13 protein-coding genes are annotated in these 14,720 nt (G+C 70.2%); 10 read left to right on the top strand and 3 right to left on the bottom strand.

Translation table 11 applies throughout. The annotated features are described in order from the left end of the window. The first annotated feature begins 18 nt into the window (after positions 1 to 18). From H4W81_RS37120 to H4W81_RS37110, 3 genes are all read left to right on the top strand, one after another. Positions 19 to 429 carry a DUF3151 domain-containing protein gene (locus tag H4W81_RS37120; protein ID WP_225958978.1) on the top strand — a complete coding sequence of 137 codons (411 nt, stop codon included), beginning with the start codon at positions 19 to 21 and terminating at the stop codon, positions 427 to 429. 97 nt (positions 430 to 526) lie between these two features. Beyond that, a complete protein-coding gene (locus tag H4W81_RS37115) occupies positions 527 to 1,810 on the top strand; it encodes an adenylosuccinate synthase (RefSeq protein WP_192779064.1) in 1,284 nt (427 codons plus the stop codon). Positions 1,811 to 2,006: 196 nt separating this feature from the next. Beyond that, entirely contained in the window at positions 2,007 to 2,957 is a 951-nt protein-coding gene (locus H4W81_RS37110; RefSeq protein ID WP_318782252.1) for a glycerophosphodiester phosphodiesterase family protein, read from the top strand. A gap of 12 nt (positions 2,958 to 2,969) precedes the next feature. Here H4W81_RS37110 and H4W81_RS37105 read toward each other — a convergent pair whose 3' ends face one another. Both H4W81_RS37105 and corA read right to left on the bottom strand, forming a co-directional pair. Then, complete coding sequence (locus H4W81_RS37105) at positions 2,970 to 3,398, bottom strand: PepSY domain-containing protein (RefSeq protein ID WP_192779062.1); 429 nt, start codon at positions 3,396 to 3,398, stop codon at positions 2,970 to 2,972. Between the two features lie 328 nt (positions 3,399 to 3,726). Further along, the gene (corA, locus tag H4W81_RS37100; protein WP_318782250.1) at positions 3,727 to 4,788 is read right to left on the bottom strand and encodes a magnesium/cobalt transporter CorA; all 1,062 of its coding nucleotides are present in this window, start codon (positions 4,786 to 4,788) and stop codon (positions 3,727 to 3,729) included. A 503-nt stretch (positions 4,789 to 5,291) separates the two neighbouring features. Between corA and purD the strand changes: the two genes are divergently transcribed. The 5 genes from purD (at position 5,292) to H4W81_RS37075 (ending at position 11,455) form a co-directional block, all read left to right on the top strand. Then, a complete protein-coding gene (purD, locus tag H4W81_RS37095) occupies positions 5,292 to 6,512 on the top strand; it encodes a phosphoribosylamine--glycine ligase (protein ID WP_192779060.1) in 1,221 nt (406 codons plus the stop codon). Then, positions 6,509 to 7,345 (top strand): phosphoribosylaminoimidazolesuccinocarboxamide synthase, encoded by an 837-nt coding sequence (locus tag H4W81_RS37090; RefSeq protein ID WP_192779059.1) that lies wholly within the window; start codon positions 6,509 to 6,511, stop codon positions 7,343 to 7,345. Before purD ends, H4W81_RS37090 begins: the two co-directional genes overlap by 4 nt. 87 nt (positions 7,346 to 7,432) lie before the next feature. Further along, the gene (gene murA / locus H4W81_RS37085) at positions 7,433 to 8,695 is read left to right on the top strand and encodes a UDP-N-acetylglucosamine 1-carboxyvinyltransferase (RefSeq protein ID WP_192779058.1); all 1,263 of its coding nucleotides are present in this window, start codon (positions 7,433 to 7,435) and stop codon (positions 8,693 to 8,695) included. A gap of 170 nt (positions 8,696 to 8,865) precedes the next feature. Continuing rightward, positions 8,866 to 10,155, top strand: a complete 1,290-nt coding sequence (locus H4W81_RS37080; protein WP_192779057.1) for a transcriptional regulator — start codon at positions 8,866 to 8,868, stop codon at positions 10,153 to 10,155. Between the two features lie 331 nt (positions 10,156 to 10,486). After that, positions 10,487 to 11,455 carry an EamA family transporter gene (locus H4W81_RS37075; protein WP_192779056.1) on the top strand — a complete coding sequence of 323 codons (969 nt, stop codon included), beginning with the start codon at positions 10,487 to 10,489 and terminating at the stop codon, positions 11,453 to 11,455. Here H4W81_RS37075 and H4W81_RS37070 read toward each other — a convergent pair. Beyond that, the gene (locus H4W81_RS37070; protein ID WP_225958976.1) at positions 11,363 to 12,658 is read right to left on the bottom strand and encodes an aspartate aminotransferase family protein; all 1,296 of its coding nucleotides are present in this window, start codon (positions 12,656 to 12,658) and stop codon (positions 11,363 to 11,365) included. The genes H4W81_RS37075 and H4W81_RS37070 overlap by 93 nt on opposite strands. Positions 12,659 to 12,773: 115 nt before the next feature. On the opposite strand from H4W81_RS37070, the gene H4W81_RS37065 reads away from it, so the two are divergent. Beyond that, positions 12,774 to 13,616, top strand: coding sequence for a fumarylacetoacetate hydrolase family protein (locus tag H4W81_RS37065; RefSeq protein WP_225958975.1), 843 nt, complete (start codon positions 12,774 to 12,776; stop codon positions 13,614 to 13,616). 9 nt (positions 13,617 to 13,625) lie between these two features. Next, positions 13,626 to 14,699, top strand: coding sequence for a helix-turn-helix transcriptional regulator (locus H4W81_RS37060; RefSeq protein ID WP_192779055.1), 1,074 nt, complete (start codon positions 13,626 to 13,628; stop codon positions 14,697 to 14,699). Positions 14,700 to 14,720: the final 21 nt, after the last annotated feature.

Here is a 14,720-nt window from a genome sequence, read left to right as displayed (position 1 = left end):
GGCGGGTATGACTTGTCTATGGATAACCTTCTCGCCGGGCCGCCCCCGACCCACCTGCCGGACCTGCCCGAGGCCCGAGAGGCGCTGGAATCCGGCGCTAAGGCGTCCGACGTGGCAGCGCGCTTCCCCGCCTACCCGGCGGCCTGGGCCGCACTCGCGGAGGAATACTTCGCCAAGGGCCACGCGGTCACCTCGTACGCCTTCGCCCGCACCGGCTACCACCGTGGCCTCGACCAGCTGAGAAGGAGCGGATGGAAGGGGCACGGGCCGATCCCGTGGGAGCATGAGCCGAACCGCGGCTTCCTGCGCTGCCTCTACTCACTGTCCAGGGCCGCGCAGTCGATCGGCGAGAAGGACGAGGCCGAACGGTGCCTGCAGTTCCTCAAGGACAGCAGCACCGAGGCATACGACGCGCTGACCAAGGGCTAGCCCTTGGGACGAATGGGCATACTCGGGTAGTCTCTCCACGCAAGAGCCCCTGTCGCGCTTGCGCCAGGGGTTTTCGTTTTGCTCGGGAGAGATAACCATGCCGGCTGTCGTTGTCTTGGGTGCCCAGTGGGGCGATGAAGGCAAGGGGAAGGCGACCGACCTGCTCGGCGGCGCCGTCGACTACGTCGTTCGCTACCAGGGCGGGAACAACGCCGGTCACACCATCGTGATCGGCGACCAGAAGTACGCCCTCCACCTCGTCCCCACCGGCATCCTGTCGCCCGACGTGGTCCCGGTGATCGGCAACGGCGTGGTGATCGACCCAGGGGTCCTGCTGTCGGAGCTCGACGCGCTGGCCGAGCGGGGCATCTCCGCCGAGCGGCTGCTGATCTCGGCGAACGCGCACCTGATCATGCCCCACCACAAGGCGCTCGACAAGGTGACCGAGCGCTACCTCGGCAAGGCGAAGATCGGCACGACGGGGCGCGGCATCGGGCCCGCCTACGGCGACAAGATCTACCGCATGGGCATCAGGGTCCAGGACCTGCTCGACCCCGGCATCCTCGCGCAGAAGATCGAGGCCGTGCTCGGCGAGAAGAACCAGGTGCTGACCAAGGTCTACAACAGGCGCGGCATCGACGGGCAGAAGGTGCTGGAGGAGTACCTCGGCTACGCCGAGCGGCTCAAGCCGCACATCGCCGACACCTCGCTGGTGCTGAAGAAGGCGCTGGACGACGACAAGTTCGTGCTGCTCGAGGGCGGCCAGGGCACGCTGCTCGACATCGACCACGGCACCTACCCGTTCGTCACCTCCTCCTCGCCGACCAGCGGCGGGGCGTGCGCGGGCGCGGGCATCCCGCCGAACCGCCTCACCGGCGTGATCGGCATCCTGAAGGCGTACACCACGCGCGTCGGCTCGGGTCCGTTCCCGACGGAGCTGACCGACGAGATGGGCGACTGGCTGCGCACGACCGGCGGCGAGTACGGCGTGACCACCGGGCGCAACCGCCGCTGCGGCTGGTTCGACGCGGTCATCGCGCGCTACGCGACCAGGATCAACGGCGTCACGGACTTCTTCCTGACCAAGCTGGACGTGCTGTCGGGCCTCGACCGCATCCCGGTGTGCGTCGCCTACGACGTCGACGGCGTACGGCACGACGAGATCCCGATGACGCAGACCGACTTCCACCACGCGAAGCCGATCTACGAGGAGTTCCCCGGCTGGGAGGGCGACATCTCCAAGGCCAGGAGCTTCGAGGACCTGCCTGCCAACGCCCAGGCGTACGTGCGGGCGCTGGAGGAGATGAGCGAGTCGCGCATCTCCGCCATCGGCGTCGGCCCCGGCCGCGACCAGACCATCGAGCTGCACTCCCTGGTCTGACACACCCGCCTTCTCGCGACGGCCGGCGCGGTGCCGCCGGCCGTCGGTGGGCCCTGAGCGAGCCCGGCGTGACGGCGCCGCGGGGCGGCGCAGGAGTGGCGTGATGGACGGGCGCGAGCCGGTGACCGGGGTGGCCTTTCCCAGGCGGTAGCCGTACGGGATGGAAGCGGAAAGATCAGGACAAACAGCTCCCGGCGTGGCACGCGCGTCAGCGCGTCGCCAGGACGGTAGGGTCCCCGATGTGCATGTCGAAATTCACGGTCATCGGGGAGCGAGAGGGCTCTGGCCCGAGAACACCCTCCCGGGATTGAGCCACGCCATGGAGATGGGCGTCCATGCGCTGGAGTTCGACGTCGCGCTCACCGCCGACCGGCGTCTCGTGCTCACGCACGACCTCACGGTCTCGGCCGTGACGAGCGCCGACACGCGGCCCGCGGCGGCGCAGGACCCGCTGTTCCCCTACGTGGGCAAGCCCGTCAACGCCCTCACCCTCGCCCAGCTGCGCACGCTGGACGTCGGGGTGCGGCTGCCGCGGCATCCCACCGACCCCTTCGCCCTCACGCAGAAGCCCATGCCCGACACCCGCATGCCGACCCTCGGCGCGGTGCTCGGCCTGGTGAACGCCTACGACGCCGACTCGGTCAGGCTGCACGTCGAGCTGAAGTCCGATCCGACCAGGCCCGAGCTGACGGCCGATCCGCTGGAGTTCACCGAGGCCGTGGTGGCCGAGCTCGACAGGCACGGCAGGCTCGGCAACGCGGCGATCCTCAGCTTCGACTGGCGGATCATCGGGCACGCCGCTTCGCTCGCGCCGGGCACGCAGCGCTTCGCCCTGATCGAGCGCGACACGCTGCACTGGCACGACGACCTGGGCGACGACCTCCCCGCCGCCGCGCGCGCCGCGGGCGGCACGACGCTCTCACCCGAGCACGTGATGGTGGACGAGGCGCTGATGGCGCAGGCCGGAGCGGCGGGGCTGCCCGTCGCCGTCTGGACGGTGAACGACGCCGCCACGGCCGAGCGGATGCTCGACCTCGGAGTGGCGGGCGTCGTCACCGACTATCCCGACCTGATGAGAGAGCTGTGGGAGGAGCGCGGGCTCGCGCTTCCCCGTCCCGTCGGCCCGCTCAAGCCGGTAGGGGTCTGAGCGGCCTTCCGTTCAGCTCGTCGCGCCGTTCTTCTGCACCGTGCCTTCCTTGGCGTCGACCTTGACCTCGTGCTTGGTGCCGTCCGCGGCCATCACGTCGGCCTCCCAGACCACCTTGCCGCCCTCGCGGTCCAGGCTCAGCTCGGTGATCCGGCCTCCGGGCACGGCCGAGGCGGCCTTCGCCGCGGCCTCCTCGTAGGTGAGTTCGGCGCCCTTGACGAGGGCCTGGAGCTCGGCCTTGTCCTCCGCCTCGTCCTCCTCGGTCGTGGGGCCGGAGACCACGTCTCCGGTCTCGGCGTCGACGTCCATCTGTTGTTCGGTGCCGTCGGTCTCGACGACGTGGACCTCCCAGCGGCCCTCGTCCTCGGACTCGATCGAGACGAGCGTGCCGCCCTCCACGGCCTCGAGCGCGCCCGAGGCCGCCTTCTGCAGGTCGGCCATGCCGGCGCCCGGGCTCGGTTCGCCTGGCATTGTGGGGGTGGGGTGACCCGTGGGATCCGTAGGCATCCCTGTGGGGTCCGTGGGCACCCCCGTGGGCGACAGGAGGGCGACGGGTCTGTCCGCCGCGGCTCCCGCGCCCGCCTGTTGTGCGGCGACGGTGCCGGACTGTGTGCCGCTGCTCCCACAGGCCGAGCCCGCGAGCAGCGCCGAACCGGCAAGAATCGTGCCGATGATGGTTTTTGTCCCTCTTGCCCCGTACATACCGTGGACGCTTCCCGGAACGTCGTAAAGGCACGCCCGGTGGTCCGGCAATACGGTCAAATGAGACTTAAAGCCATCCGTTACGACGGAAACCGCGGTAGAGGAGAGTACAGGCCGTGACCATGACGGCCAGCACGGCCGGGTAGCCCCAGACCTGCTTGGTCTCCGGCATGAAGTCGAAGTTCATGCCGTAGATCCCCGCGATCATCGTCGGCACGCTGATGATGGCGACCCACGAGGAGATCTTGCGCATGTCCTCGTTGGCGAGGGTGTTGGAGCGGGCGAGCGCGGCCTGCAGGATCGAGTTGGCCAGTTCGTTGGACGACTCGACCTGCTCGCACACCCTGGCCAGGTGGTCGCCGACGTCGCGGAAGTACTCGCGCATCTCGCTGGGGATGACGCGGCGCTGCGGGAGCGAGGCCATGGGCGGCTGCAGCGGCGTGACCGCGCGCTTCATCTCCAGCATCTCCCGCTTGAGCTGGTAGATGCGGTTGATGTCGCGGGAGCTGACGTCGGCGAAGACCGTGGCCTCGACCTCTTCGAGCTCGAGCTGCATGAGGTCGGCGACCTGCAGGTAGCGGTCGACGACGTGGTCGGAGATCGCGTGCAGCACGCCCGTGGGCCCGCGGTTCATCAGCTTGGGCTTGTCCTCGAGCTTCTCGCGCACCTCGGTGAGCGGGCAGTGCCGGCCGTGCCGTACGGTCACCACGAAGTCGGCGCCGAGGAAGACCATGATCTCGCCGGTGGCGATGATCTCGCTCGTCGCGGTCAGCTCGTTGTGGTCGAGGTAGGCGACGGTCTTCAGGACCATGAACAGGGAGTCGCCGTAGCGCTCGATCTTGGGCCGCTGATGGGCCTTGACCGCGTCCTCCACCGACAGCGGGTGCAGGCCGAACACCTCGGCCAGCCACTCGACCTCGGGGGCCTCTGGCTCGTGCAGGCCCACCCAGACGAAGGCCTTGGCGCCGTCGTTGGCGGCATTGTGGCCGCGCACCAGCTCGAGCGACTCGATGATGCCGTCGGCGCAGATCTTCTTGCCGTTGATGTAGGCGCCGTACTCGACGATGGAGTCGACCGGCGGCACGCAGGCCTCACGCACGGGCGTGGCCATCTGGCGTGCGGAGTGCACGGGAACGGGGTGACGGTTGATGCGACGGAAGATCGTGGACGAGCGCATGGCAGTCCCTTTCCGCCCGACCTGGCACGGTCCACGCAGGACGAAAGATCACCTCAATCTAGAGATGCGTGGAGGCACGATCAGGCTGCCGAATTGGAGTGGTCGGGGGTGCGCACGATGATCATGCGCGGGCACGTACTGCTGGGATCACCAGGATTCATCCCGGACCACCTCCAATCACACGAGACGCCGCAAAGCCGACCCAACCTATCACAGGCCGAGGAACCCCCCACAGGCTACTCGCTCACGAGTCAGACGATCACGTAGAACTCCACAAAGATTCCCTCCCCATCCCGCACATCCGCTTCTCTCCTCCTGCCGCACACCCGAGAAGCGGCCCATGGGGACTCGCGGGGAGAGGAGGCCGATCTGGCACGGCGAGCCTCCTCGGGGTACGGCGTCCCGGTGCCCGACGCGGGTGCAAACGGAAACCAGTGAGCTGGGAGAATGGCTGGGTGCGCGTTCTAGTGATTGGATCCGGCGGGCGGGAACACGCCCTGTGCCGCTCGCTCAAACTCGACCCCCAGGTTTCCGAGCTCCACTGTGCCCCCGGCAACGCCGGCATCGCGGAGATCGCGACCCTCCACGACATCGTCCCCACCGACCCCGCGCGGGTCGCCGAGCTGGCCGAGCGCCTGGGTGCCGACCTCGTCGTCGTCGGCCCCGAGGCGCCGCTGGTGGCGGGGGTGGCCGACGCGGTGCGCGCCAAGGGCGTCCCCTGCTTCGGCCCCAGCGGGCAGGCCGCCATGATCGAGGGCTCCAAGGCCTTCGCCAAGGACGTCATGAACGCCGCGGGGGTCCCCACCGCGAGGTCGCGCACCTGCTCGACGCCTGAGGAGGCCGAGCGGGCGCTCGAGGAGTTCGGCGCGCCGTACGTGGTCAAGGACGACGGGCTGGCCGCGGGCAAGGGTGTGGTCGTCACCGGCGACCTCGGCGCGGCGCTCGCCCACGCGCGGGCGTGCGAGCGGGTGGTGATCGAGGAGTTCCTCGACGGCCCCGAGGTGTCGCTGTTCGCGCTGTGCGACGGCTCGACCGCGGTGGCGCTGCAGCCCGCCCAGGACTTCAAGCGCGCCTACGACGGCGACGAGGGTCCCAACACCGGCGGCATGGGCGCCTACACGCCGCTCCCGTGGGCGCCGAAGGAGCTGTCCGAGCAGGTGATGCGCGAGGTCGTGCACCCGACGGTGGCCGAGCTGGCCGGGCGCGGCCTGCCGTACAACGGGGTGCTGTACGTCGGTCTGGCGCTGACCTCCAAGGGGCCGAAGGTCATCGAGTTCAACGCGCGGTTCGGCGACCCTGAGACGCAGGTGGTGCTCGACAGGCTCGAGACGCCGCTGGCGGGGCTGCTGATGGCGTGCGCGAAGGGCGAGCTGGCCGACCAGCCGCCGCTGTCCTACCGCGAGGGCTCGGCCGTGGCGGTGGTGATCGCGGCGGAGAACTACCCGGGCGACCCCGTCAAGGGCGATGCGATCACCGGGCTGGAGCCCACCGAGCACGCCTACGTCCTCCATGCCGGAACCTCGGTCGAGAACGGCAGGATCGTCTCCTCGGGCGGGCGGGTGCTCGCGGTCGTCGGCACCGGCCCCGACCAGGAGAGCGCCAGGAACCACGCCTACGAACTGGTGGACAGGATCGAGCTGCGCGGCTCGCACCACAGGACGGACATCGCCCGATGAAGCATGTGCACTCCGGCAAGGTACGCGACCTCTACGAGACCGACGACGGCCTGCTGCTGATGGTCGCCTCCGACCGCATCTCGGCCTTCGACCACGTGCTCGAGCCGGAGATCCCCGACAAGGGTGCGATCCTCACCCAGCTGTCGATCTGGTGGTTCGAGCAGCTCAAGGACATCGTCCCGAACCACCTCGCGGGCCCCTCACCCGACGCGCGCAGCATGGTGTGCAAGCCGCTGAGGATGGTGCCGGTGGAGTGCGTGGCGCGTGGGTACCTCGCGGGCGGTGGCCTGGCCGAGTACGACCGTGACGGCGCCGTCTCCGGCGTACGGCTGCCGCAGGGCCTGCTGGACGGCTCCCGCCTGCCCGAGCCGATCTTCACCCCCTCCACGAAGGCCCCGATCGGCGAGCACGACGAGCCGATCACCTTCGACCAGGTGGTCGCCGAGGTGGGCGAGGAGACCGCGGAGGAACTGCGCAGGATCACCCTCGCCGTCTACACCCGCGGCGCCGAGATCGCCCACGAGCGCGGCATCATCCTCGCCGACACCAAGATCGAACTCGGTTGGGATTCCAACGGAGTTCTGACCCTCGGCGACGAGGTGCTGACTCCCGACTCCTCCCGTTTCTGGCCGCTCGACCAGTGGGAGCCGGGGCGCTCGCAGCCCTCCTTCGACAAGCAATATGTCCGCGACTGGCTGAATTCGCCGGAATCCGGATGGGACAAATCCTCAGGAGAGGCTCCACCCCCTCTTCCCGACGAGGTGGTCGAGCGCACGCGGCAGCGCTACATCGAGGCGTACGAGCGTCTCACTGGACACTCCTTTACCGGGTAGTCACGGGGCGAATCGGCCGGCTCAGCCGTCCGCAGCGGCTACTGTTGGCGCGTCCCGAACACTTTCTTCCGAGGAGAGCAGAAGCGAATGGTCCGTTACCGCGTGCGCGGTGGCAACGCACTGCGTGGAACCGCGTTCATCCAGGGCGCGAAGAACGCCGTGCTGCCCATGATCGGGGCCGCCCTGCTCGCGGCCAAGGGCCGTACGGTCCTGCGCAACGTCCCCATCATCGAGGACGTCCGCCGCGCGGTCGAGCTGGCGCAGGCCATCGGCGCGCACGTGGAGCTGCACGAGGCCGAGCGCACGCTGGTGATCGACGCCTCCAGGCTGACCAGCCCGGTCCTGCCCGCCGAGATCGCCAGGCGCTTCCGCGGCTCGGTGCTGTTCACCCCCGCCCTGCTCCACCGGCTGGGCGAGGCCGTGGTCGAGGGCGTCGGCGGCTGCAACCTCGGCAGCCGCAATCTCGACTTCCACTACCTCGGCTACAAGCGCCTCGGCGCGATCGTGGACGAGAGCGAGACCGTCATCCACGTCAAGTCGTCCGGCCTGACCGGGGCGACGCTCTACCTCGACACCCCGTCGCACACCGGCACCGAGAACCTCATCATGGCCGCCGCCCTCGCCAGCGGCACCACCGTGATCGAGAACGCGGCGCTGGAGCCCGAGGTCCTCGACGTGATCGACATGCTCACCAAGATGGGCGCGAAGATCCGCGGCGGCGGCACCGGGTTCATCACCGTCGAGGGCGTCACCGAGCTGCACGCCGTCGAGCACACCGTGATGCCCGACCGGCTCGACGCGGGCGTGTTCGCCATGGCGGCGGCCATCACCGGCGGCGAGCTCAGCCTCGTCGGCACCGGCCTCGACCTGGGCGTGGTGCGCTACAAGCTGGAGCAGATGGGCGTCGAGTTCGCCACGCAGGGCGCGGTGCTCAACGTCCGCTGCCACAACAGCCCGCTCAAGCCGATCAACGTCATCACCGACACCTACCCGGGGTTCGCGACCGACCTGCAGTCGCCGATGATGACCGTGGCCTGCTTCGCCGACGGCATCAGCTACATCCACGAGCGCATCTTCGACGGCCGTTTCGCACTCGCGGGCGAGCTCAACAAGATGGGCGCCGACGTGCGGGTGAAGGACAACGCGGCCACCGTCCATGGCCACACCCCGCTCGTCGGCACCAGGGTGACGGCGCACGATCTTCGTTCCGGCATCGCGCTCGTCCTGGCGGGGCTCGCCGCCGAAGGCGAGACGGTCATCGAGTCCGGCTATCTGATCGACCGCGGCCATGCGCATCTGGCCGATCGAATGAGGGCAGTGGGCGCGGATATTATTCGCGAGGTTTCTTAGCGCTGACCTGGCTGAACTCTTTCCAGAGTGACTTTCTGGAAAATTTGGGCGTGACATTATGGCCCTCGCGAGCGATCGTTCCAAAAGAGAGCACTGCAATGGACGGCAGGATGGGACGAACATTGGTCGAGCGGACCGAAGAGCCTCCCCGAGTGTCACGCCCGGGCGCTATGACACCGGACCTCACGATCGGCGTGGTCGGACCCCACGATCTGGTCGAACGCGTCATGCTGATGGGTCACGCCGCGGCGCCCCTGCCATGCCGCCTCGTCGCCGCCGCGTACCGCGACGAGCAGGAGGCGGCGGACAAGGTGACACGGCTGGGCCCAGGGGTTGACGCGTGCCTTTTCGCCAGCCCCGTCCCCTACGATCTGGCGAGGCGTTCCGGCGTACTGACGATGCCGGCGACGTACGTCCAGCTCGGTGGGGCGGCGCTGATCGCGGCGCTGGCCAAGGCGGCCATCGACCCCCGGCTCGACCCCCAGCGGGTGAGCATCGACGTGGTCGCCCGCGCCGACGTCGAGGAGGCGTACACCGATCTGGGCATTCCCGCCACCGACGTGCACAGCCGCGACGAACCGGGCGCCACCGGCACGATCGCGGCCTACCACGAACGGCTGGCCAGGCAGGGGGCGACCACGGGGGCACTCACGTGCCTGCCGGCGGTCGCCGACCGGCTGCAGACGGCGGGGGTCCCCGCCATCAGGATCAGGCCGACCTCGGCGGCGGTGCGGACCGCGCTGCACACCGCGGCGCTGCTCGGCGCCCACCACCGGCTGGAGGAGTCGCAGCTCACCGTGGTGCTGATCGAGGTGCCGACGCTGCGCGAACCCGTGCGCAGGGCGGCGCCCCGCTACTGGCGCGACGAGCTGCGGCTGTCCCTGCACCGGCTGCTGGTGCAGGAGGCCAACCGGATCAACGCCACGGTGTGGCCCATCGACGACCACAGCTACCTGGTCACCGCCACCCGGGGCTCGATCGCCTCGGCGACGGACGGCTTCAGGGTGCTGCCCTTCGCCGCCAGGATCCGCGACGAGCTGGGGCTGGCGGTCGAGGTGGGCGTGGGCATGGGCCGTACCACGCACGACGCCGAATCCCACGCGCGCGCCGCGCTGGCCCGCTCGCAGGCGGGCAAGCAGGCGCAGGGGTTCACGTTCGACCGCGAGGGGCGGGCGCTGATCCCCGCGCCCAGGATGCCCCCGCAGGGCGCGACGCCGCTCAAGCCGAAGGGCATCGAGGTGCTCGCGCGGCTGGCGGCGAAGCTGGAGGGCGGCGACACGGTCGTCGACGCCGAGGGCGCGGGGAAGATGCTCGGGGTGACCCCGCGCACGGCTCGGCGGTTGCTGCGCACGCTGGTTGACGAGGGACTCGCGTGGCCGCTTCCGCCGAACCGCACGCCCCAGCCTGGCCGTCCGCGGCAGCTCTACCGGCTGATCGTGGAGAAACTGGGGTCCAGGTGATCCGGTCCGTCGCCCCCCTTCCCCTTTTCAGGGGCGGCGGACCCCATCGTTCTCTGATCCCCTACGGCATGCTGTGGGGCCCGCTGTTTGCTGATCCTTTACGGCAAGCGGCGGGGCCGCGCCACCCGAGCGCGCGGGGCTGGGCTCTGTCCAGGGATACGCGTCACCGAGCGCCCATGGCCGGGGCCGGCAACGGAAGGCCACCCCGTCCGACGCTCGACGATTCCCCCAGTAACGGGCGACGTGACGGCGGCAGTCGCCGGTGATCCGCGGTGCGCTTGAGTGGGGCTCGCCGTAAAGATCATAATTTGGGGCGCTATTGTCAGCAGCCATGGGACAAAACGCCACTGACAAGCGACTCCTCGTCTGGATAGCGCTGGGGATCGTCTACGTGGTGTGGGGGTCGACCTACCTCGGGATCGCCGTCGCCGTCGAGACGATTCCGCCCATGTACAGCGGCGCCATGCGCTTCGTCGCCGCAGGTGTCCTGCTGGGCGCCTTCCTGCTGGCCCGAGGGGGCAGGGCGGTGTTCAGGATGACGCGCAGGGAGTTCGTCGGGGCGGCGATCGCGGGCATCCTGCTGCTGACCCTTGGCAACGGGCTCCTGGCGGTCGCCGAGCAGCACATCTCGACCGGCCTGGCCGCGCTGCTCGTCGCGTCGGTGCCGCTCTGGCTGGTGGTGTTCAGGTTCGCGGTCAGGGACCGGCCCAAGGTCCTCACGCTGGCCGGCGTGCTGGTCGGTCTCGGCGGCGTCGCGGCGCTGTCGCTGACGGGCGGCCACGGCGCGAGCTCGACCATCGGCATCGTCGTCGTCCTGTTCGGGTCGCTGTCGTGGGCCGTGGGGTCGTTCCTCTCGAGCCGCATCTCGCTGCCGGCCAACCCGTTCGCCGCCAGCACCGTCGAGATGCTGGTCGGCGGCGTGGGCCTCGCGCTGCTCGGCACGGTGACCGGCGAGTCTCTGGTCCTCGAGCAGATCTCGGGCCGGTCGTGGGCGGGGCTGGTCTACCTGATACTGGTGGGGTCGCTGGTCGGGTTCACCTCGTTCGTGTGGCTGCTCGGCAACGCGCCCATCTCGCTGGTGTCGACCTACGCGTACGTCAACCCCGCGGTCGCCGTGGCGCTGGGCGCGCTGGTGCTGAGCGAGCCGGTGACCCCGCAGATCCTCCTCGGCGGGCTGGTCATCCTGGTCGGCGTGGCGCTGGTGATCTCAACCGAGCGGAAGGGTCCCCAGCGCGTCGGCGAAGGCGTCGACAGTGGCGGCGACGTCCGCCTCGGTGTGGGCCGTGGACAGGAACCATAGGCCGCGCGGCACCATGTTGACGCCCCGCTCGAGCAGCGCGGCGTGCAGGAGCGCCATCCTGGCCCGGTCGGTGCGGGCGAAGTCCCGGTAGTTCCGTACGGCGGGCGCGTCGGTGAAGTACGTCTGGAAGACCGGTCCCGGGCCGTCCACGAGCATGGGGACGCCCGCCTTGGCCGCGGCCTCGCGCAGGCCCTCCATGAGCGCCCTGCCCCGGGCGTACAGGGTGCCGTAGACCTCCTCCCGCTGCTCGTCGAGGATGCGCAGGGTGGCCTCCGCGGCCGCGATGCCGACGGGCTGGGAGTTGAAGGTGCCGGCGTGCGCGACCTTGCCGGTGGAGATGGTGTCCATCACGTCGGCCCGTCCCGCGAGGGCCGAGACCTGCATGCCGCCCGCCATGGCCTTGCCGAAGATCGACAGGTCGGGGTGGACGCCGAGGTACTCCTGCGCGCCGCCGGGCGCCAGGCGGAAGCCGGTGATGATCTCATCGAAGATCAGCAGACTCCCGTTGCGGTCACAGAGCTCCCTCACGGCCCGCAGGTAGCCCGGGTCGGGCTCGATGGCGCCCGTGTTGCACAGCACGGGCTCCATGACCACGGCGGCGATCTGGTCGTCCATGAGGCAGGCGAGCGCCTCCAGGTCGTTCCACGGCGCCACGACGAGATCGGCAGCGGGCGGCTGGCCCGCGGTGCCGGGGACCGCGTGCGGGGCGTCGGCGGGACCCGCGGCGTCCAGGGCGGGGTGGACGCTGTAGAGGACCGGGTCGAGCCAGCCGTGGTAGTGGCCCTCGAACTTGAGGATCTTCGGCCGTCCGGTGTGCCCGCGGGCCAGCCGCCAGGCGGCGTGCGCGGCCTCCGAGCCCACCGTGTTGAAGCGGACCCGCTCGGCCGACGGCACCATCGCGCACAGGCGTTCGGCCACCCGTGCCTCGGCGGCGTGCTGGGCCGAGTAGACGATGCCGCGCGACACCTGCGCGGTGACGGCCTCGACGACGGCGGGCGGGCAGTGGCCGAGAAGGGCGGGGCCCTGGCCGAGGACGTAGTCGAGGTAGACGTTGCCGTCCACGTCCCACAGGCGCGATCCCGCGGCCCTTTCGACGTAGAGGGGCACGCCTGCCGAACGGCGGGCGTCGCTGGAGACGCCGCCCGCGATGAACTGCTGGGCGGTGGCGTAGAGGTCGCGGCTGACGTCCAGAGAGCGGGTCATGGCGACCATCAAAGAGCCGCCTCTCGCCCGGCGACAAGCAGGACGGCAAGAAGTGGGTCGTCAGCGCAAATTTCGGTGCTTGTGGCGCACCGGGCGCGCTGGTGGGCTTGCCGGTATGTTCCTTGGACGCATCCGGCGCACGCCGTCCGCCCCCGTCGAGCTGGTGGCCCTGCGGGACGGCGGGCTGGTCAGCCTGGCCGATCTCGGCACCGACGACCCCGTGGCCCTGCTGAACTCGCTCGGCCTGGCGCGGCTGAGCGAAACGGCCGCCTCGCGCAGGCCCGAGCTGGACGAGGCGGAGGTCTTCTTCGAGCCGCCCGTGGCGACCTGCACGAAGATCTGCTGCCTGGCGCTGAACTACGTCGCCCACGCCGAGGAGAGCGGCATGGAGGTGCCGCCCGAGCCCGTGCTGTTCTTCAAGCCGCCGTCCGCGCTGACCGGGCACAACCAGCCCGTGATCGCTCCCGCGCGCACCAGCCACCTGGAGCACGAGGTGGAGCTGGCCGTCGTCATCGGCAAGGTCACCAGGGACCTGCCCGCCGAGCGGTGGAGGGAGGCGGTCGCCGGATACACCGTGCTCAACGACATGACGGCGCGCGACCTGCAGCTGGTCAACATCGGCCGCAACGTGCCGTGGGACCAGTCCAAGGGCTTCGACACCTTCGCCCCGACCGGCCCCTATCTGGCCACCGTGGACGAGGTGCCCGATCCGCAGGCGCTGGAGCTGACGCTGGAGGTGGACGGCGAGGTCAGGCAGCGCGCCAACACCAAGCAGATGGTGTTCGGCGTTCCCCGGCTCATCGCCGACCTGTCCGACGGGATGACGCTGATGCCCGGCGACCTCATCGCCACGGGGACCATCGCCGGGATCGCCCCGCTCAAGGACGGCGACACCATGCGGGCCACCGTCGAAGGCGTCGGCACGCTCGTGAATACGGTCAAATTTCGGTCCGCCTAAAGTGGAGGCATGAGCTATGCCGTCGCCGCGCTGGTGGACATCGATGACTTCGTCGCCTCCTCGCAGGCCCAGGGGCAGGTGTGGGCTCGGCGCCAGCTCCGGCGAGCCGACCACGCGGTGCGCGCCGCGGCCCTCGGCCGTCCCGGCGTGACCTGCAGCCCACAGCCGCCCGAGGAGTGGCTGGTGATGCTGACGGGCGCCGATCCCGACGCGTTGATGTCGGAGGCGGCGGCGCTGGCCGAGGAGGTGCGGGCCAGGATCGTCAGGGAGACGGCCTGGACCGCCACGGTCAGCCTCGGCCTCCCCCGCCTCCGCCAGGGGGAGGCCGAGAGGGAGGCGCGCCGGGCCAACGACTACAAGCTCGTGCTCGGCGGCGACAGGGTGATCTCCTCGGGCGCCTCGGCGTCGCGCGGCGCGCTGTCGCCCCCGGTCAGGATCGAGGAGGAGCTGACCAGGCGGGTGCGGGCCGGTGACCGTAACGGGGCGGCCGGACTGCTGGCCGGCTGGGTCGACAGGTGCGCGAGCGAGCCCGACGTCGACCCGGTGACCCTGCGCAACTGGCTCATCGGCGAGCTGCTGTTCGTGGTGGACGTGGTCAACCGCTCCCGCCTGCCCGACGGGTCGACCGACTGGGTGGCGGCCTGCGCCCGGCTGCCGATCGAGGACATCGTGACGGTCGGCGACATCCACGAGCGCTCCTACCTCCACATCTGGCTGCGGGAGACGCTCGGACGGCTGATGCCGCCGCCCGCGCGCACCGACATCCTGGCGCTGGCGGAGGCGTACCTGGCCGAGCACTACACCGATCCGGGGCTGCGGCTGTCGACCGTGGCGGAGGCGGTGTGCGCGAGCCCGTTCTACATCTCGCACCTGTTCGCGGAGGAACGCGGGACGACCTTCCTGCGGCACCTGACCGGGCTGCGGCTGCGGCACGCCAGGCGGCTGCTCACCACCTCCACGCTGCCCGTGGACGTGATCGCCGCCCGCACCGGATACCCGAGCGCCAAGGCGTTGCGCGGCGCGTTCCGCCGGCACGTCGGCTGCTCTCCCACCGAGTACCGCAGGGCGGGGCTGCGGCCCTGATGGTGAACCAAGGGAGACCGG

The organism is Nonomuraea africana (genome assembly GCF_014873535.1).
GTDB lineage: Bacteria > Actinomycetota > Actinomycetes > Streptosporangiales > Streptosporangiaceae > Nonomuraea > Nonomuraea africana.
The sequence above is the reverse complement of the archived record's forward strand: the minus strand, read 5'-3'. Positions and strand labels throughout refer to the sequence as shown.

Excerpts from the sequence above, each read along its gene's own strand:
- H4W81_RS37120 (WP_225958978.1), top strand. The coding sequence starts at position 19 with ATGGATAACCTTCTCGCCGGGCCGCCCCCGACCCACCTGCCGGACCTG.
- H4W81_RS37115 (WP_192779064.1), top strand. The coding sequence starts at position 527 with ATGCCGGCTGTCGTTGTCTTGGGTGCCCAGTGGGGCGATGAAGGCAAG.
- H4W81_RS37105 (WP_192779062.1), bottom strand. The coding sequence starts at position 3,398 with ATGGCCGACCTGCAGAAGGCGGCCTCGGGCGCGCTCGAGGCCGTGGAG.
- H4W81_RS37090 (WP_192779059.1), top strand. The coding sequence starts at position 6,509 with ATGAAGCATGTGCACTCCGGCAAGGTACGCGACCTCTACGAGACCGAC.
- murA (WP_192779058.1), top strand. The coding sequence starts at position 7,433 with ATGGTCCGTTACCGCGTGCGCGGTGGCAACGCACTGCGTGGAACCGCG.
- H4W81_RS37080 (WP_192779057.1), top strand. The coding sequence starts at position 8,866 with ATGACACCGGACCTCACGATCGGCGTGGTCGGACCCCACGATCTGGTC.
- H4W81_RS37075 (WP_192779056.1), top strand. The coding sequence starts at position 10,487 with ATGGGACAAAACGCCACTGACAAGCGACTCCTCGTCTGGATAGCGCTG.
- H4W81_RS37070 (WP_225958976.1), bottom strand. The coding sequence starts at position 12,658 with ATGACCCGCTCTCTGGACGTCAGCCGCGACCTCTACGCCACCGCCCAG.
- H4W81_RS37065 (WP_225958975.1), top strand. The coding sequence starts at position 12,774 with ATGTTCCTTGGACGCATCCGGCGCACGCCGTCCGCCCCCGTCGAGCTG.
- H4W81_RS37060 (WP_192779055.1), top strand. The coding sequence starts at position 13,626 with ATGAGCTATGCCGTCGCCGCGCTGGTGGACATCGATGACTTCGTCGCC.